Source organism: Mesorhizobium sp. P3_A2 (assembly GCF_056403115.1).
On the sequence record NZ_JBFUGC010000016.1, the window covers coordinates 80,427 to 97,928 of the forward strand.

General features: G+C 61.9%; 21 protein-coding genes and 1 pseudogene. 15 read left to right on the plus strand and 7 right to left on the minus strand.

Annotated features, from left to right (window positions below; all coding sequences use genetic code 11):
- Positions 1–79: 79 nt before the first annotated feature.
- Together AC1DXM_RS28435 and AC1DXM_RS28440 are read right to left on the minus strand one after the other, a co-directional pair.
- Entirely contained in the window at positions 80–466 is a 387-nt protein-coding gene (locus AC1DXM_RS28435; protein WP_477238336.1) for a hypothetical protein, read from the minus strand.
- 523 nt (positions 467–989) lie between these two features.
- Entirely contained in the window at positions 990–1,181 is a 192-nt protein-coding gene (locus AC1DXM_RS28440; RefSeq protein ID WP_477238338.1) for a hypothetical protein, read from the minus strand.
- Between the two features lie 1,801 nt (positions 1,182–2,982).
- Here AC1DXM_RS28440 and AC1DXM_RS28445 point away from each other — a divergent pair.
- The 4 genes from AC1DXM_RS28445 (at position 2,983) to AC1DXM_RS28460 (ending at position 5,632) form a co-directional block, all read left to right on the plus strand.
- Positions 2,983–3,186: a hypothetical protein gene (locus AC1DXM_RS28445; RefSeq protein WP_477238340.1), complete on the plus strand. Its 204-nt coding sequence runs from the start codon at positions 2,983–2,985 to the stop codon at positions 3,184–3,186.
- 135 nt (positions 3,187–3,321) lie between these two features.
- The gene (locus AC1DXM_RS28450; RefSeq protein ID WP_192251059.1) at positions 3,322–3,528 is read left to right on the plus strand and encodes a hypothetical protein; all 207 of its coding nucleotides are present in this window, start codon (positions 3,322–3,324) and stop codon (positions 3,526–3,528) included.
- Between the two features lie 2 nt (positions 3,529–3,530).
- Positions 3,531–3,719, plus strand: coding sequence for a hypothetical protein (locus AC1DXM_RS28455; RefSeq protein WP_477238342.1), 189 nt, complete (start codon positions 3,531–3,533; stop codon positions 3,717–3,719).
- Between the two features lie 407 nt (positions 3,720–4,126).
- Entirely contained in the window at positions 4,127–5,632 is a 1,506-nt protein-coding gene (locus AC1DXM_RS28460) for an HAL/PAL/TAL family ammonia-lyase (RefSeq protein ID WP_477238344.1), read from the plus strand.
- Between the two features lie 21 nt (positions 5,633–5,653).
- Here the strand turns inward: AC1DXM_RS28460 and AC1DXM_RS28465 are convergent, their stop codons facing one another.
- Positions 5,654–6,232 carry an NUDIX domain-containing protein gene (locus tag AC1DXM_RS28465; protein ID WP_112567320.1) on the minus strand — a complete coding sequence of 193 codons (579 nt, stop codon included), beginning with the start codon at positions 6,230–6,232 and terminating at the stop codon, positions 5,654–5,656.
- Between the two features lie 231 nt (positions 6,233–6,463).
- Between AC1DXM_RS28465 and AC1DXM_RS28470 the strand changes: the two genes are divergently transcribed.
- From AC1DXM_RS28470 to AC1DXM_RS28485, 4 genes are all read left to right on the plus strand, one after another.
- A complete protein-coding gene (locus tag AC1DXM_RS28470) occupies positions 6,464–7,561 on the plus strand; it encodes an NADH:flavin oxidoreductase/NADH oxidase (RefSeq protein WP_477238346.1) in 1,098 nt (365 codons plus the stop codon).
- Positions 7,562–7,686: 125 nt separating this feature from the next.
- A complete protein-coding gene (locus AC1DXM_RS28475) occupies positions 7,687–8,001 on the plus strand; it encodes an SH3 domain-containing protein (protein WP_477238348.1) in 315 nt (104 codons plus the stop codon).
- A 62-nt stretch (positions 8,002–8,063) separates the two neighbouring features.
- Complete coding sequence (locus tag AC1DXM_RS28480) at positions 8,064–8,342, plus strand: DUF982 domain-containing protein (protein WP_352560999.1); 279 nt, start codon at positions 8,064–8,066, stop codon at positions 8,340–8,342.
- A gap of 42 nt (positions 8,343–8,384) precedes the next feature.
- Complete coding sequence (locus tag AC1DXM_RS28485; RefSeq protein WP_112567278.1) at positions 8,385–8,624, plus strand: DUF2188 domain-containing protein; 240 nt, start codon at positions 8,385–8,387, stop codon at positions 8,622–8,624.
- 79 nt (positions 8,625–8,703) lie between these two features.
- On the opposite strand, the gene AC1DXM_RS28490 is transcribed toward AC1DXM_RS28485, so the two are convergent.
- On the minus strand, positions 8,704–8,982 hold the full coding sequence (locus tag AC1DXM_RS28490) for a hypothetical protein (protein WP_477238350.1): 279 nt from the start codon (positions 8,980–8,982) through the stop codon (positions 8,704–8,706).
- Positions 8,983–9,079: 97 nt separating this feature from the next.
- Positions 9,080–10,048, minus strand: a complete 969-nt coding sequence (locus AC1DXM_RS28495; protein ID WP_477238352.1) for an alpha/beta fold hydrolase — start codon at positions 10,046–10,048, stop codon at positions 9,080–9,082.
- Between the two features lie 171 nt (positions 10,049–10,219).
- On the opposite strand from AC1DXM_RS28495, the gene AC1DXM_RS28500 reads away from it, so the two are divergent.
- The 7 genes from AC1DXM_RS28500 to AC1DXM_RS28530 all read left to right on the plus strand — a co-directional run bounded on the left by AC1DXM_RS28500 (position 10,220) and on the right by AC1DXM_RS28530 (position 14,674).
- The gene (locus AC1DXM_RS28500) at positions 10,220–10,960 is read left to right on the plus strand and encodes a competence/damage-inducible protein A (RefSeq protein ID WP_477238354.1); all 741 of its coding nucleotides are present in this window, start codon (positions 10,220–10,222) and stop codon (positions 10,958–10,960) included.
- Between the two features lie 98 nt (positions 10,961–11,058).
- Positions 11,059–11,892, plus strand: coding sequence for a universal stress protein (locus AC1DXM_RS28505; RefSeq protein ID WP_477238356.1), 834 nt, complete (start codon positions 11,059–11,061; stop codon positions 11,890–11,892).
- Positions 11,893–12,041: 149 nt separating this feature from the next.
- A complete protein-coding gene (gene gpt, locus AC1DXM_RS28510) occupies positions 12,042–12,542 on the plus strand; it encodes a xanthine phosphoribosyltransferase (RefSeq protein ID WP_112567259.1) in 501 nt (166 codons plus the stop codon).
- A gap of 207 nt (positions 12,543–12,749) precedes the next feature.
- Positions 12,750–13,247, plus strand: coding sequence for an NUDIX hydrolase (locus AC1DXM_RS28515; protein WP_477238359.1), 498 nt, complete (start codon positions 12,750–12,752; stop codon positions 13,245–13,247).
- Between the two features lie 205 nt (positions 13,248–13,452).
- Positions 13,453–13,773 carry an ArsR/SmtB family transcription factor gene (locus AC1DXM_RS28520; RefSeq protein WP_142864953.1) on the plus strand — a complete coding sequence of 107 codons (321 nt, stop codon included), beginning with the start codon at positions 13,453–13,455 and terminating at the stop codon, positions 13,771–13,773.
- Positions 13,770–14,234 (plus strand): SRPBCC family protein, encoded by a 465-nt coding sequence (locus tag AC1DXM_RS28525; RefSeq protein ID WP_477238362.1) that lies wholly within the window; start codon positions 13,770–13,772, stop codon positions 14,232–14,234. The genes AC1DXM_RS28520 and AC1DXM_RS28525 overlap by 4 nt, the downstream gene beginning before the upstream one ends.
- 26 nt (positions 14,235–14,260) lie before the next feature.
- On the plus strand, positions 14,261–14,674 hold the full coding sequence (locus tag AC1DXM_RS28530; RefSeq protein ID WP_477238364.1) for a GFA family protein: 414 nt from the start codon (positions 14,261–14,263) through the stop codon (positions 14,672–14,674).
- Positions 14,675–14,721: 47 nt separating this feature from the next.
- On the opposite strand, the gene AC1DXM_RS28535 is transcribed toward AC1DXM_RS28530, so the two are convergent.
- Both AC1DXM_RS28535 and AC1DXM_RS28540 read right to left on the minus strand, forming a co-directional pair.
- Positions 14,722–16,527, minus strand: a complete 1,806-nt coding sequence (locus AC1DXM_RS28535) for an ABC transporter ATP-binding protein (RefSeq protein ID WP_477238366.1) — start codon at positions 16,525–16,527, stop codon at positions 14,722–14,724.
- Positions 16,528–16,916: 389 nt separating this feature from the next.
- Positions 16,917–17,326 (minus strand): annotated as a pseudogene (locus tag AC1DXM_RS28540) (GNAT family N-acetyltransferase).
- Between the last annotated feature and the right edge of the window lie 176 nt (positions 17,327–17,502).

Below are 17,502 nucleotides of genomic sequence, written 5' to 3' on the forward strand. Positions count from 1 at the left end.
ATTCTCGTCGCAAGATAATTTAGCCGAAGCTTACATCTGGGGCAACTTGTCCGTCGGGTGTCCGGCTAAGCCGCCTGTGTCAGTCGTCACCGCCGCCGTCACCGCCGCCGTCGCCACCACCCTCGCCACCGCTGCCGCCGTCCTCGCCACCGGCATGCTCACCGCTCTGGTGCTCACCACTCTGATGCTCGCCGGTCTGGTGCTCACCGATATCACCGCTGGCATCATCGGAATCCTCACCCTGGTCGTCACTACCCTTTTGCGGGCCGGCGGTGGCGCTATCGTCATTCTGGTGGCCATTGCTGGCGTCGGCCTCGACCGCATCATCATCATCGTTCTGGTCGCCGCTGGTAATGGTCGCTGCTGAACCAGCGTGATCGGAGACCTGGCTTGCGAAGGCACTGGCTGCCGTGAAAATGCCCAGCACACCGACAGAAGTCGCCAGCAGCAAGGGGAGCTTTTTCATCGTTTTCTCCAATAGTCGGCTTGCCAGCCATGTGACTGGTTCCGGCTTTATCGTTCGAGGCGGATTACAGCGCGCTTAAGCGCAAAGGAGCAATTTTAGCTACTGCTAATTTTTTCGCCGATCCTTTAGCGATCTCGCACATGTATGGACCCAACGCCTGAATGGAAGCAGAGGGGCGTGGGCAAAGTCCAGCCTCATCAGGGTGCCAATCAGGCTGACCGCTGGCGAAGAAACGCCGAGCGCGGTTGTGGCGATGGCAATATCTGCTTGCGCTGGTGATGGCCCCCTGGCAGCCTTTCTCACGGTGAGCCCGAACAGCCTTGAAGCTATCGCCGGGCTCGTTCCTGCCGGCCTCTGAACGACAGTGCTGGTAGTTGCGAGATCAAAGGCAACATCTCGATCAACACCGGCAGGCCCAGTTCGGCCGCGTACGGCTGGATAGCCCGATAGCCTTAATTGCGCGATTGCCAATATGCTAATAGAACGTCGACACGTCGACTTTTGATACTTCTCTGGGTAGCGATTACAACCTCTTGAAGTCGGCAAGCCCCAGGCGCATCCGCTGGCCTTCCGCGAAGGCTAGAGCGAACGATTCCAGTTCGAAGGATCGGGTTAGTTCTTGGTCATCCTCGACCACGCGGACGAACCATTCGCCGCAGGCTTCGACCACTTCAATGCACGGCGAAACCTTGCCGTTCGGCTCCACGCTATCCATCGCAGCCTCCATACGAAAGCAGTGGCAACGTCGCGTTTTATAAGTCTGCCGAAACCGGCCTTTCAATAAAAAAAGATGGTACGGAAACGTACAAAACGGCATCACGCGTCCTGGCAGGACGGCAAGTGGCAAACTCGCCGGACGAAGACCCCCACGACCTCAAGCCCGGCGAGCCTCACAAACCTGATCAGAGTACGCGATCAGGACCGGGGTCAGCCGGCAAACCTGCGCTGCAAGATTGATGCCGACAAATCTCATTCGAAATGGCACAGGCTCACATATGCGCGTCAATCAGAGATTGGAGGAGCCGCTATAGCCTCATTGACCATAACATCACCAGTGCCACCACGATACCGACCAAACAGCATGCGACCCAGACGCTGGTCATGGGTCCTGCTTAATCCGCAAATCGTGCTGCACGTGAGCGCACCTTACCGCTGCCTTCGCCGCCGCCGTGAAGATTCTAGGCCGGCGCGGTTCTTCATCGCCTCCAAGATGACTTCGAACACGCTGCCTACGTCTTCGCTGGTGGCTGCCTCAGAAACGCCTTCTTGGTCGGCGGGCTGGCCGTCAAGACTTTTTATCGCCGTTTGGATTTGGTGCCGGCGCCTCGCGCACATCTCGCGGTGGCGGATCGATATGTTGAGGCTCCGGCGATGCGTCCTGGTCTGGACGGACAGGCGTCTTCTTCGGGCTGGGTTTCGGCGGCGGATCTTTGATTTTGCCTCGCATGCTCAAAGAACCGACATAGCCGCTTCTTGTTCCCACACACGCTCTGATATTTTAGCAGTTGCGAAACAAAGTCCCCGCTTCCGCGTTGAGATTTCGTCCACAAAGGGGAGAAACTCGCAAATGGATCCGGCAACTGCAGCAATGATGGTTCTGCTGTCGTGCAGCCCAAGCCAGGCTGTCTGCAAACCGCTCGATCCGTCACCGGCTAAGATGTTCGTATCCCTTGACGAATGCCAGGCTGCGTTGGCCGACAGGCTCGCAGGCGCCCCCAACGGGGAGATCGTCGGGCGATGCAGTCCGGTCGACCCATCCGCTACAGGTTCCCTTCCCGCGGGATACAGGACGGTTGTCGTCACACGGGGCATGGGCGCGAATGCGGTGAGCAGTCGCTACATCGTGCTGCACAAAGACTGAAGCCCGCCACCGTGAGGCAGCCGGCACGGCCGCCCGAGCTACTCCAAAGGCGGCTCTTCGGTCGGAGGAGTCAAAACGGTAATATCCATTCTGGCGATTGTCGACGCGGCGCGCCCCTGCGCACCAGGATCTGTGTCGCCACTTTCTGCCACCATAGCCTTGGCGCGATGTCCTACGCTGTCTGCGCTTTTGCCTGGCACAAATACTTCGCCCGGTTCTGTCTTTGCGGGTTTCGGTTGAGTTTCCGGTACCTGCCGATGTTGATTTCCAATCGCCGAGACCATTGATACCTCCGCTTGATGAGGCCGTAACCGTACCTGTCAAAGCTGTAGCCAGCCTGACCATTCTAAACAGCCCGCCACCGTGAGGCCGCGGGCTTCAAGTCGCCAACTTGGCAACTTGATCAGAAGTGATCGGTGCTCCCGCTCGTCGTCGTCTCTCGATGTCCTGGCGCTCGGCCCAAACGCCGCCTGCGTTCGTCGCACTCTTTTGGCATGCCGACAGGTGCGCGCCCACGACGTCGATCTTGGGATAATCTCGTCGGTTCAACCTCGGCCACCCCCCTTGATGCGGCGCCGGTTTCGCCCGACAATAGGGAACGATTTCGCCCGCTATGTGTTAGGAGCTCATGAATCCCGCGGACCCTGGATCCAGAATGGCAGCCGATCTTCTGACCAAGCAACTCGCCGATGCCCAGCAGCAGCGCATCAAACAAACCGAGCTTGCGCTTGCACTCAGCGAGAAAATGGTGGCTGAGAACCTCGCTTTGTCAAGCAGGATACGCTCTGCAAGGCGGCGAGTCGTGAAGTCCGGCCTGACGACAATCGACCCAACAGCCCTGAACCAGTTCGCACAATAATCGCACTCCACTGCGGATAGTGTGGGAGAGGTTGTTGGCAGCCTTGGCGGCTATCGGCCAATACGTCGCAGGAACCAAAGCGTTCGGCAGGGGTTGGTGTTCCGAAGGGATCGCAACCCAAAAGGACGCGGAACAATGGACCTGATGAACTTGGAGCTGGCCAGAGCACGACAGCGTGTCGGCCGGGCAAAGTTGGATCTCGAACGCGCTGAAAACTTGCTCGATGAAGAGTGCGGGGTCGCCGTGAACCTCGCCTTGTGTTGCCGGATTCGCTCGGCGCAACGGCGGGTGGTCGAGGCCAGGCAGCGGCTGACGAAGATCGATCCCATCAAGGCAAATTGACCATGATCGCGACCCTGAACCCCGAAATCGCGAGAAGTGGGCCCATCTATCGCCCGGCGCAACTCGCGCTACTCCGGCATCAGTTGATGCAACACTTCGAAAGCACCGACTCTGCAGCCAGGCAGGTCGAGGACGAGTTGGCCAAGCTGTCCAAAGCAACCGCCATAGATCGGCTCGCGCCCCATATCTGAAACGGGCAGGTCACCCGAGGCAGCCGTTTCAAATGTCGAGATAGCCGGCGGCGACAAGCATAGCCTTGTATCGAGATGCCCGCGCGCTGCTTCGCTTCAGCCATGCCTTTGCGCCACGCGCCATTCCGGTGTCCTTGCAACTTCCGGACGACTAGGCGACCGGGATTCGCGGGTCAAGCCCGATAATGCGCGCGCCGAAATGGAGGCGTGGTTCAGCCCGAAAGCGGATTGAGCCTCAGGTGCTGGATCAGAGTTTTATTACCCACGACGTCGCTCCAGTCGCATCAATCGCCGATTCCATCGTCACTATGCATCGCGGTTCTGCGCTACGGAGCCAAGAGCAAGGTTCACCCTTTCAAGCGAGCTAACAGCGCTTGTGCATCCGCAGCGCTATTTCGGAACGACCAATGACAATAACGATAGATGGCAACGCGAGCTGGCGCGACATCGCGCAGGTGAGCGAAGGCGAATCCCTGGCGCTCAGTCCGGCTGCGTGGGAGAGGATCACCTTTGCGAACCAGATCGTCGCTTCCATCGTCGAAAAAGGTATCCGCGCTTATGGCGTCAATACCGGGGTCGGCGCATTGGCAAGCAAGGTGGTGGCGCCTGCGCTGCAAAAGAAATTGTCGCGCAATATCATTCGCAGTCACGCATGCGGCGTCGGTGACCTAGTGCCGAGACGCGGCGTGCGCGCCATCATTGCCGCCCAAGTGGCAAATTTCGCGCATGGCCATTCCGGTGTAAGCCCTCAGATCGTCCGTAACTTGCTCACCTTTATCGAGCGCGACTGCATTCCCGACGTGCCGTCCAGGGGATCGGCCGGGTATCTGACGCACAACGCCCATGTGGCACTGGTCTTGATCGGTGAAGGCAGTGCAACCGTGGCAGGTCGCTCGATGAGCGGACTGGAAGCGCTTGCGGAAATGGGTCTGGAGCCCCTGGAGCTTGGCGCGAAGGAGGGCTTGAGCCTGGTCAATGGCACGGCGTGCGCGACCGGCCTGACCAGCATCGCCGTGCAGCGCGCGGAGCGCTTGCTGGGATGGGCTGACGCCGCGGCCGCTTTGACGCTTGAAGCCGCAGGCGCACAAATGCCGGCCTTTGGCGAAGCCATCCTGGCGATGCGGCCCTCGCCCGGCATTCAGGATGTGGGCAAAGCGCTGCGCGGCTGGCTTCACGGCAGCGCGCTCATCGCGCTTGCTCACGGCAGTCGCACGCAGGACGCACTCAGTCTTCGCGCCGTGCCGCATGTTCATGGCGCCGCCCGCGAGGTGTTGGACCGGTCCGCCGAGCTGGTCGACCGTGAATTGGCTGCCGTTACCGACAATCCGGCGGTATTCGGGTCGTTGAACGATCCTCAGGTTGTTTCGGAGGCGCATGCGGTGGCGCCGGCGCTCGGACAGGCAGCCGACGGCCTGACGATCGCCTTGGCGCAGGTGGCTGGTATGAGCGAGCGTCGGATCGACCGTCTCGTCAATCCTCTGGTCAACAATCTGCCGCCCTTCCTTGCCGATGAGGACGGCAGCAATTCCGGCTTCATGATTGCCCAATACACCGCCACGTCGCTCAGCAACGTCAACCGGCGCCTGGCCGCTCCGGCGGCGACCGACGGCGGCGTCACATCCGGGCTACAAGAGGACTTTCTGGCTCACCCGACCGTTGCAGCCAACAAGCTGCTCGCCGTTATCGACAACGCGGAATACATTTTGGCAATCGAACTCATGGCCGCCGCGCAGGCCCATGATTTTCTGGCCGAGCGCGGTGCACGCGGGCCCGGCACCGACACCATCTACCGCATGGTCCGGGAGAACATAGCGCACTATTCCGACGATCGGCCTCTATCCGGGGACATGGAGGAATTGCGCAACTTCATCCGCGAAGTGGACGTGCCACCCTGTCCGCAGCCCACCGAGTGAGGCCCGCCGAGCTTCGCGGAGCTAAGCCTTCAGCGGGTACAGTTTCAGGTGCTGGATCAGGATGATCGTCTTGGCGTCGATGATGCGGCCGTCGGCTATGCCGGCCAGCGCCTCGTCGAGCGGCATTTCGAGCACCTCGATGTCCTCGCCCTCTTCCGGTGCGCCGCCGCCGGCCGAGATGCGGTCAGCAGGTGAGTAGCGCGCCACGAAGAACCACAGCCGTTCGGTCACACTGCCCGGGCTCATATAGGGCGCAAACAGCCGCTCGATGTTCTCTAAGTGATAGCCGAGCTCTTCCTCGGCCTCCTTGAGGATGGCGGTTTCCGGATCGTTTTCGTCGAGCAGACCGGCGCAGGCCTCGATCAGCGGTTCGCGGTGGCCGGTGACATAGGCGGGATAGCGGAACTGCCGCACCAGAAGCACCGTCTGGCGCTCGGGATCGAAGGGCAGGATCACGGCGCCGTCGCCGCGATCGTAGGTCTGGCGAATCTGCGTCTCCCACTGCCCGTCGCGCCGGCGATAGTCGAGGACGGTCTTCTTCAGGACCGCCCAGTCATCGGACAGGACTTCCTCCGAGCGGATACGGATGCGATCTTCCATGATGAACTCCATGCTGTCGGCGCCATGGCCTAAAGCAATTCCAGGAAAAGTGTGAGCGGTTTTCCCGGGAAAAGCGCGAAGCGCTTTCCCTTGGGAATTGCGTCAAACAAATAGATAGAGCCGCGAACCGTTTTGCGCGCAACCGAAACGGCGAAGCTTCACCGCGTCGTGTCTGGTGCCGGCAGCTGCCATCGCCTACATAGCTCGAGCCCCGTCCCCGGAGTTTTTTTGATGACCGCAGCGCTTTTCCAGCCGATCACCCTCAATGGCCTGACCTTCCCGAACCGCATTGCGGTGGCGCCGATGTGCCAATATTCCGCCGATGACGGCTCGGCCAGCGACTGGCACCTCTATCACTGGATGAACCTGGCCATGTCGGGTGCCGGCATGGTCACCGTGGAAATGACCGATGTCGAGCGGCGCGGCCGCATCACCCATGGCTGCCACGGCCTCTATTCCGACGACAACGAGGCCGCCGCCCGCCGCACGCTGGATGCAGCCAGGCGCGTCGCGGCTCCGGAGACGAAATTCGGCATCCAGCTTGCCCATGCCGGCCGGAAGGCGTCCAACAGAAAACCCTGGGAAGGCGGTGGTCCATTGCAGCCGGGCGAGGACCCCTGGCAGACCGTCTCGGCCTCGGCTGTTCCCTACGACACCGGCTGGAACGTGCCGCATGCGCTGGAGGAGGATGAAATCCTGCAGCTTGTCGAACGCTTCGCTCAAGCCGCAAGGCGGGCCGAGCGCGCCGGCTTCGACTTCCTCGAACTACACGCCGCGCACGGCTATCTGATCTTCCAGTTCCTGTCGCCGCTCTCCAATCAGCGCACCGACCGCTGGGGCGGATCGCTGGAAAACCGCATGCGTTTCCTGCTCGAAATCGTCAAGGCGGTGCGCGAGGCGGTTCCCAGGCTGATGCTCGGCACGCGCCTGTCGGTGAAGGACTGGGTCGATGGCGGCTTCGAGGTCGAGGATGCGATCGAAGTGGCCAAGGCCTTGAAAGCATTGGGCGTTGCCTATCTCTGCTGCTCGAGCGGCGGCAATTCGCCGTTGCAGAAGCTGCCGATCGGCCCCGGCTATCAGGTGCATCTGGCGGAAGCGGTACGCAAGGGCGCCGGCATCCCGACGCGGGCTGTCGGCCTGATCGACGATCCCGCGCAGGCGGAAGCGATCGTCGCTGACGGCCGCGCCGATATGGTGGCGCTAGCCCGCGCCTTCCTCGCCGATCCGCGCTGGGGCTGGCGCGCCGCTGCCACCTTTGGCGAGAAAATCCATCCGGCGCCGCAGCTTGCCCGCTCGGTAACGACGATGCAGCACTGGATGAAGGGCTGAGCGGCTGCACCGACGGATGCGCAAGAACGCATTTGCTGGACAGGCTGCCGCAGCTTCGCTTTAATCCGACCGCACTGTTTCCGTGGGGGTAAGGCCGCCTTGGCGGCCGGGTTGGGAGCAAAGTCATGGCATCAAGGGCAATCTATCCCGTGGCCGCGGCTCTGGTCGTCGCGCTGTCGTTCGCTGCATCATCTCCGGTTGGCGCGCAATATTGCGAAGGTACGGTGCATGGCCTGTCCAGGCACTACGATCTGGATATGGGAAGCGGGTTTCTCGCCGTACGCGCGCGACCGAACTCGTCGTCGCGCATGATCGGCCAATTGTTCAACGGCGATCACGCCGAAATCTTCGACCGCCGCGGCAACTGGTACCAGATCGACTTCAAGGGCCGAACCGGCTGGGCCAACGCGCGCTGGCTGCGCAACGATTGCGGCTACTGAGACGTTTGGGCGCAGGCTGATCGCCACTTTTGCAACCAAATTGGCTGCTTTGCGTTGCGGCCATCATGGATAACAAACCTTTTGAAACGCCCGTCGTGGTCGAACTCGGCCATGTCGGCAAATATCGCCAGATCCGCAGCGCCCAGGAAGCGGCGGAGTGTCTGATGACGGTCTGGCCGCTCAATCGCGGCCCGCGCCATCGTGATGCTCTCGACACTTGCCTCAAAGTGCTGGAAGGTTATCGTTCGACGGCCGATGCGCGCAGGGCTTTGATCGAAGCGGCCAAGGAATCGGAAGTACTGGTTCCCGAAGACCGGTTGCCCGACGCCAAATTGCATTGAAGAACCGGCCGCATTGAACGAACGGACGAACCGGAGGATTTCATGGCGAAGCTGACTTACAAGATCGTCGAGCATGACGGGGGCTGGGCCTACAAGGTCGGTTCGACATTCTCGGAGACATTCCCCACCCACCAGGACGCTCTGCGCGCCGCCGAGATCGCCTCGGCCGAGCAGCAGGTCGCCGGCGCGACAGACGGCATCCAGTACGAGGATGCCGACGGCAAGTGGCACGACGAACTGGCCGACGGCCGCGATCGGCCACAGACCGAAGTTTCCGACTAGTCCTTGGTTGTCTGATATCGCTGCCGGCCGTGGATGCCTGTTTCAGGCATCCTGCCGGTCAGTCGAGAGTCTGCGTCGATTATTTGCCGCAATACTGATCGTTCACGTTGGGCCTCACATTTCCGTAGGGTCCTGACGGGTCAGAGGCGCACGGCCCGGCAGAACCGCTATAGCCTTGGCCGCCTGAGCCGTCGGCATTGATGCTGCCGGTGGTGCTCTGGTCGACGGTCGAGGACTGCTCGTTGCCGAACGGCCACCAGCTGCGATGGTTGGAGGAGGTTCCGTCAGATGATTGAGCCATCGCCGACGTGGCGAGACCGATCGTCAGAACAGATGCTGCGAAAAGTTTCCTGTACATTGAATTACTCCGTATCTGCCGCCTTGGGTGCGACACGGAGTAAATCCGGACATCCGCCGAATGGTTCAGTGAAATTGTCGTGAGGCCGCGGTGATGCCTATGGCAAAAATGCCCGCTCGGCGATGCGCTTGATGAAGGCGATGACGCGGTCCGGCTCGACGAATTGCGGCATATGGCCAAGGCCGTCGACGGCCTCGAAATCGAGCCCTTCGATCCTGTCCTTCATTGGCTCTCCATGGGTGCGCATGGCAATGACGCGGTCGGCGCTCCCGAAGAAAATACCGGCCGGCATGGCGATCTCGCCGTAACGCTGCTCAATGCGGCCAAGATCCTCTTCGACCGCCACGAAATCGGTGGAGGTCGCATGGAAATGGCTTGGCCTCAGCCCGAGCCATCCGCCGCCATTAGCCATGTAGTCGGCGGGAACGGCCTGCGGCGCGAAGATGAACTCCAGGGTCTGCCGCGCATATCGGAGGCTTGTCGGTACAGCGACGGTATAGGCCATGACCCGGCGCCAAAGCCGCGAACGGATATAGATGAGGCCCGCCTTCTCGCGCACGCCGGTTTCCAGATGCGTCAGCGGCGCCAGCAAGGCGATGCCGGAAATCGCCTCGGGATGTTCCACCGCCAGGGTCAGCGTGACGGCACCGCCCAGCGAGTGGCCGACCACGAGCGGCCTTTCCAGCCCGAGCGTTTCGATGAAGCGCCTGACGATCTCGGCCTGTTCGGGCAAGCGGCCGGTGGCGCCTCTCGCCCGCACCGAATAGCCCGATCCCGGCCGGTCGAGCGCGATCAGCCGGTAGCCGGGGCCAAAGCGGCTAAACAGCGTGTGCCGGAACTGGTGGAGCTGCGCGCCAAGTCCGTGCACGAACACGATCGGCCGCCCCTCGCCCGTGTCGACATAGTGGATGCGGTTGCCATCGATCTCGACAAACTGTCCGCTGGCCGACACCAGTCTTTCGGCCTTGGCCGCGATCCAGAGCGTCGCTGCGACCAGACAGGCGGCGATGACGAGAGCCAGCAGGAGCAGACCGCCAAGCAGCCATAACAGAATCGATACCAGCATGTTTCACCCGGGAGCGGACCGGCGCGCACCATCACCCACCGCCGGACGCACGGCAAGGCAGCCTGCCGGCTTCTGACGGCATTGCCGCCCGTTCCATGTCGCGCTATCTCAGGCGATCTTGTCTGCCCAGGCGATCCGTCTGCCCTGAGGCACCTTCCACCGGAGCCTTCCATGCCCGAAATCGTCACTGCCGCCATGCTCGTCATCGGCGACGAGATTCTGTCCGGCCGCACCAAGGACAGGAACATCGGCCATCTCGCCGACATCATGACGGCCATCGGCATCGATCTGAAGGAAGTGCGCATCGTTCCCGACGAGGAGGACGAGATCATAGCTGCGGTGAATGCCGTGCGTGCCCGCTACACCTATGTCTTCACCACCGGCGGCATCGGCCCGACGCATGACGACATCACCGCCGATTCGATCTCCAAGGCCTTTGGCGTGCCGTGCGAATACGACGCCAAGGCCTATGCCATGCTGGGCGAGAGCTATGCCGCGCGCGGCATCGAATATACCGAGGCGCGCAAGCGCATGGCGCGCATGCCGCGTGGTGCCGACCATATCGACAACCCGGTCTCCGTCGCGCCCGGCTTTCGCATCGGCAATGTCCATGTCATGGCCGGCGTGCCGGCGATCTTCCAGGCCATGCTCGACAATGTCGTGCCGACACTGAAGGCCGGCACCAAGATGCTGTCGGCCACCGTCCATTGCCCGTTCGGCGAAGGCCTGATCGGTGGTCCCTTGGGCGACATCCAAAAGGCGCATCCCGACACGATCATCGGTTCCTACCCGAAATATGGCGACGGCAAATTCTGGACGGAGCTGGTCGTGCGCGCCCGCAGCCAGGAGGCGCTGGATTCGGCACGCGCGGATGTCGAGGCCATGGTGGCCGGCTTCACCGCCGCCAATTGACCTTGGGGTTCGCGGCCCATCGCCGAGCCGGAACCAAGCGCCATACTCTGACGTTTTCCTTCGGGCGCATCAGGCGCCGACAGATTTGAGGGATTCCGATGCGCTTCAAGACCATCGTCGCCATATTGCAGAACGAACAGGATGCCGAGCGCGTGCTCGACTGCGCCATTCCGCTTGCCGACCGGTTTGAAAGCCATCTCATCGGCATTCATGCCGAAGCGCTGCCCGTGCCCTACACTTCCGCCACCGGCTTTCCCGACACCGAGTTCCTGCAGGTCTCCGCCGACATGAATCGCGAGCGCGCCGAAAAACTGCAGGCGCTTTTCCTCGGGCAGATCGAAAAATCCGGCCTTTCCTTTGAATGGCGCAGCCTCGAGAGTTTTTCCGGCGACAGCGCACTGACCGGCATTTCCAGCGTTCGGGCCGCCGACCTGATCATTGCCGCGCAACGCGAGACCGGCGGCGATCCGAGCGCCGATGTCGACACGCTGGTCTACGATGCCGGCCGCCCCGTGCTGGTGGTGCCGCATGAGGGGCCGCTGGTCACCACATTCAAGCATGTGCTGCTGGCCTGGAACGGCAGCAAGGAAGCCGCACGCGCCGCCTTCGACGCCCTGCCCTTCATCATCGAAGCCGAGAAGACCGACATTTTGGTCATCGATCCGCCTGATACACTGGACGACAATCCGGAGGCCGCCGGCGCGGAGATCGCCGCGGCGCTCTCCCGGCATGGCGCAACCGTCAGCGTTTCGGTGCAGCAGTCGGGCAATGCCTCGATCGACGACGTCATCCAGACCCGGATCGCAGAAACCGGCGCCGACCTTCTGGTGCTCGGCGCCTACAGCCATTCCTGGCTGCGCCAGCTTTTGTTCGGCGGGGTGACGCGCACCGTATTGCGCACCGTGCCGGTGGCGGCTTTCCTGTCGCGCTGAGCGAGAATTGATCCGGCCCTTGCCAAGGCCAAGCCTTTCCGGCTAATTCCGCGCGCATTCCCCAGAGCCGGTTGATTTCAGGTCGAATAGACCTGAAAACCGCTTCACACTTTTCGGCATCATGCTCTAACGCGCGGAGTGCACGACCAATGTCCCTTCCTGAAAAAGCCTTTCCGGTCTCCTGGGACCAGTTCCACCGCGACGCCCGTGCGCTCGCCTGGCGGCTAGCCGGCGCCAACAAGGGTCAGTGGAAAGCCATCGTCTGCATCACCCGTGGCGGCCTGGTTCCCGCCGCCATCATCTCGCGCGAACTTGGCATCCGCGTCATCGAGACGGTCTGCGTGGCCTCCTATCACGACTACACCAGCCAGGGGCAGTTGCAGGTGCTGAAGGAGATCACGCCCGCCCTGCTCACCGATGACGGCGTCGGCGTGCTGATCATCGACGACCTCACCGACACCGGCAAAACGGCGGGCATCGTGCGCGCCATGATGCCCAAGGCGCATTTCGCCACCGTCTACGCCAAGCCGAAAGGCAGGCCACTGGTCGACACCTTCGTCACCGAAGTCAGCCAGGACACCTGGATCTATTTCCCCTGGGACATGGGTTTTACATACCAGAAGCCGATCGCCGACGATCACGCAGGCTGATTCGCGCCAGCCCCTTTCTGTTCAGGCGGCCAAACCCGCCCTGTTTGCTATGGAAACGGGCGCGGCAAGACACAATATTCTGTTGAATAGACACCTGTTGGCGAAATTCGACGGGTTGGTGTGATGTTTTTTACTTTTATGACTTACACTTCGCCGTAAGATTCGTGTGACGGCAAAACGATTCTGGGGGCTGGGGTAGCTTCTCCGATGCTGACGAGACCAACGACGCACAGCCATATGGCCGAAAGGGTCCGGCGACTCTTCGGCAGCGCGCCGTGCCGTCTGCAAGTTGCCGCGCTGCCCTGGCGCACCACCGAAAACGGCATCGAAATCATGCTGATCACCAGCCGCGACACCGGCCGCTGGGTGCTGCCCAAGGGCTGGCCCGAGGCCAGGGAACCACTCTGCGAGGCCGCGGCGCGCGAGGCCGGCGAGGAAGCCGGATTGCGCGGCAAGATCTCGCATTTCGAGGCTGGCCGTTACTTCTACGCCAAGGCATTGGCGTCCGGCGAGGAAGTGCCGTGCGAAGTTCTGGTGTTTCCAATGCAGGTCGAGCGCGTCTCCGACCGCTGGAAGGAAAAGCGCGCGCGCACCCGCAAATGGGTCAACGCAGCTGAGGCCGTGCGCATGATCAACGAGCCGGACCTTTGCCAGATCATCGCGCATTTCTGCGCCGATCCCGACAAATTCGTCGTTAGAACCTAGCTACAACTCCACAGCGACCGCGCCATGGTCCCATGCGCCCGCATGGGTCTTGCCTATTGATTCCATTCGATGTTTCGCCCGCGGCGCCATCGATCCGACTGCCCTCTGACATCGACAGACCCCTCCCCCTCCCGGGCTACGATTGGTTGCGAGTTGACATGCAGGTATTTACCTGCATATTATGCCTTCAAGATGAGTGAGACCGATGGACGCCGACAAGGTTTTCAAAGCGCTGGGTGACCCAACACGCAGAAAGCTGCTCGATCTTCTGTGTGAGAAGAACGGACAGACGCTGGGCCAGCTTTGCGAAAACCTCGACATGGCGAGGCAATCCGCGACCCAGCACATCGACCTGCTGGAGGCGGCCAATCTGATCAGCACGGTCAAGCGTGGCCGTGAAAAGCTGCATTTCATCAACCCCGTGCCGTTGCACGAAGTCTACGAGCGGTGGGTGCGCAAATTCGAACGGCAGCGGCTGAGCCTGCTGCACGACCTGAAGCAAGAACTCGAAGGAGACGACCAATGACCCGGGAAACCACCAGTTTTGTCTACGTGACCTACATCAGATCGACGCCGCAAAAGGTGTTCGAGGCCATCACCAAACCGGATATCGCCAAACGCTACTGGGGCCACGAGAACGTCTCCGACTGGAAGCCTGGCTCGAAATGGGAACACATCCGCGCCAATGACGAGCGCACCGTCGAACTCGTCGGCAAGGTGGTCGAGATCTCGCCGCCGACCCGTCTGGTCATCACCTGGGCCAACGCGTCGCAGGCCGATGACCCGACCAAGCAGAGCCGGGTGACGTTCGCCATCGAGGAATACGACACCATGGTCAAGCTGACCGTCAGCCATGACGAACTCGAGGCCGGCAGCGGCATGGCCAAGGGCATCAGCCAGGGCTGGCCAGCTGTGCTGTCCAGCATGAAATCCTTCCTCGAAACCGGCAGCGGAATCGACCTGTTCGCCAAACCGAAATCGGCCTGAAGCTAGTTTCCAGCAGGAGAACGACAATGACCAGGCACTTTACCGGTGGCTGCGCCTGCGGCGCGATCCGCTATGAGGCGAGCGGAGAGCCGATCTTTCAAAACCATTGCCAATGCCTCGACTGCCAGAAGCGCAGTGGCACGGGTCACGGCTCCTATATCACCTTCGGCCGGCGTGACGATGTAAAGATCACCGGCCAGCCAAGCATCTGGCGGATGATCGCCGACAGCGGCAATGAAAAGGCCCAGGCCTTTTGCCCGACCTGCGGAACGCCGGTCTACGTCACATTCGTCGCCATGCCGGAGGTGACGGCAATCCAGGCAACCAGCCTTGACGACCCCGGCCAGTTCAATCCGCATGCGGTCACCTACACCGCGCGCGGCTACGCCTGGGACACGATCGACCCTGGCTTGCAGCCATTCGAACGAATGCCGGGATAGCCCGGAGCAGAGCCCCACCCCTATTCGGGATAGGGCTCTGCTTCAGCTCAGTTCACCAGGCCTTTGGTCAGTTCCAGCGCCTGGCGTTCGAACAGGCGGCGGTAGATGCCGCCCTTGAGCCGGATCAGCTCGTCATGCGAGCCTTCCTCGACGATCTTGCCGCGATCGAACACCAAGAGCCTGTCCAGCGCCCGCACCGTCGACAGCCGGTGCGCGATGACCAGCGTCGTGCGGCCGACCATCAACCGCTCCATCGCCTGCTGGATCAGCACTTCCGATTCCGAATCGAGGCTCGAGGTCGCCTCGTCCAGGATCAGGATGCGTGCGTCCGCCAGGAAGGCGCGTGCGATCGCCACGCGCTGGCGCTCGCCGCCCGACAGTTTCACGCCGCGCTCACCGACCAGCGTGCCGTACCCCTTCGGCAGGCTGGTGATGAAGTCGTGCGCGCTGGCGAGCTTCGCGGCATGCTCGATCTCCGCCTGCGTGGCGTTCGGCCGGGCATAGGCGATGTTTTCCGCCAGCGAGCGGTGAAACAGGATCGGCTCCTGCTGGACGATGGCGATCTGCGCGCGCAGCGACGCTTGCGCCACCTGGGAGATGTCCTGGCCGTCGATCAGGATCTTGCCGCCGCTGACGTCATAAAGACGCTGGATCAGCTTAACGAAGGTCGTCTTGCCCGAGCCCGAATGACCGACCAGCCCAACGCGTTCACCCGCCGCAATGTCCACCGAAAAGTCGCGGTAGAGCGGCAGCCGATGGCTGCCATAGTGGAAGGTGACGTTGTCGAAGCCAATACGGCCATCGGTGATCCGGATCGGAGCGGCACCGGGCCGGTCCTCGATGCCGAGCGGTTGCGACTGGAAGTCAACCATTTCCTCCATGTCGTTGATCGAACGCTGCAAATTGCGGATATGCGTGCCGATATCCCGGAGATAGCCCTGCAGTACGAAGAACGAGGTCAGCACGAAGGCGACATCGCCCGCACTTGCCTGGCCCCAGGCCCACAGCATCAGCGACAGCCCGATCACCGCCGTCCGCAGCACCAGAAGCATGGCGCCTTGCGTGGTGCCGTTGATGGTGCCGCGCACCCAGGTGCGGCGCGTGCGCGCCCGCCATTTGGCAACGACCTTGGCAAGTCGCGTTTCCTCGCGCGTCTCGGCGCCAAAGCCCTTGACCACGGCGTTGCAGCTCACCGCATCGGCCAGCGAACCGCCAAGCCGCGTGTCCCAGCCATTGGCGAGCCTTGCCGCGGGCGCGACATAACCGAGCGACAGCATCGCCGTCACCATGATGAACAGCACCGAACCGACTGCGACGACCAACCCCATCAGCGGCCAGAACCAGCCGAGCAGCAGCGTCGAGCCGACCAGCATGACGACGGATGGCAAGAGCGCGATCAGGATCGTGTCGTTGAGCAGGTCGAGCGCCCACATGCCGCGCGTGATCTTGCGCACCGTCGAGCCGGCAAAGCTGTTGGCGTGCCAGTCGGTGGAGAAGCGCTGCACGCGGTGGAACGCGTCGGCGGCAATGTCGGCCATCATCTTGAGCGTCAGCTCGACAATGCCCATGAAGGCGAGGTTGCGCAGCACAACGCCGGTCAGCGCCAAGGCGATGAGCGCGAAGAACGCCGCCATCGCAGTGTTCCACGCCACATCGTCGGCCGAGGCACTGCTGGCGACGGCATCGACCAGCCGGCCGGAATAGAGCGGCGTCAAGACGTCGGCCAAAGTCGACAGCAGGAAGCCGCCAATGATCAGCGAAAGCCGCCACGGCTGGCGCCGCCAGTGGCTGAGCGTGAAGCCAAGAACGCTGCGAAAGGCGCTTGCGCGCAGATCGATTCGAAAACGAGCCATGATGTCATCCGGGCGCAAACCTGCCCGGTCCCGGTAAGGTCGAAAATTGAAAACCGCGCTGGGCAATTCGCCCGGGGCTGCGGAGGTTCGGCATAGGTGGCGGCACGCCCCGATTTGTCGGGTGGCGACCGGCATCGGCAGAGGCCTGTACTCGACCCGGCATCGGCGCGAAGGGTAAACCTTCGCCGGACGCCGGGTGAGACCTAGGCTTCGCGGCCTCGCATTACCATGTGAAATACTGCCATTCGGACCTCCCGCAAGACAATTGCGGAGCGGTCCTTATAGAGACGCCATGACGGATCGCCAAGACCGGACGCTCGGCAAAGCCTATCTGGTCCAACCAGTGCGGTTATTTTGCAACAACAGGCGGCCAGGCCCTCGCCTGTGCCTCATTCCGGGTTGCGATCGAGGCGCATGTAGCGGCCATCCGTCGATGCCTTGAAACCCAGCTTCTCATAAACGCCGTGCGCGTCACTGGTCGACAGGCTCCAGTGCGAGACCAGGCTGAGCTCAGGGTGATCGATGAGCGCCCGCACCAGCTGCAAGCCAATGCCCCGGCCGCGATGCTGCGGCCAGATGATGATGTCGGCGAGATAGGCAAACACCGTACGGTCGGTGATAGCCCGGCCAAAACCAACTTGATGCCCATCGATATAGGCGCCGGCGCAAAGCGAGTTGGCAAAGGCGCGGCGATGAAACTCATCGCTGCGGCCGTTGCCCAGTAGCTCGTCATCAACAGGTCGGAGGTCGCCCGGAAATCGATCCGTGACATGTCGAAGCTGATTTCACAGTCAGGCATCGTACCTCGCAAGAAATGAGAGCGGCCGAACCTTCGGTCCGGCCATGACTTGGTTGCCCACGTGGCGCGCTTACGGCACCACGAGATAGGCCTTTTGATCGGCGATCACTATCGTCACGTCGGTGCCGGAGTTGAACTCGAAGAAATCGACCTCCATCCCGTCGCTGAAGATGAAA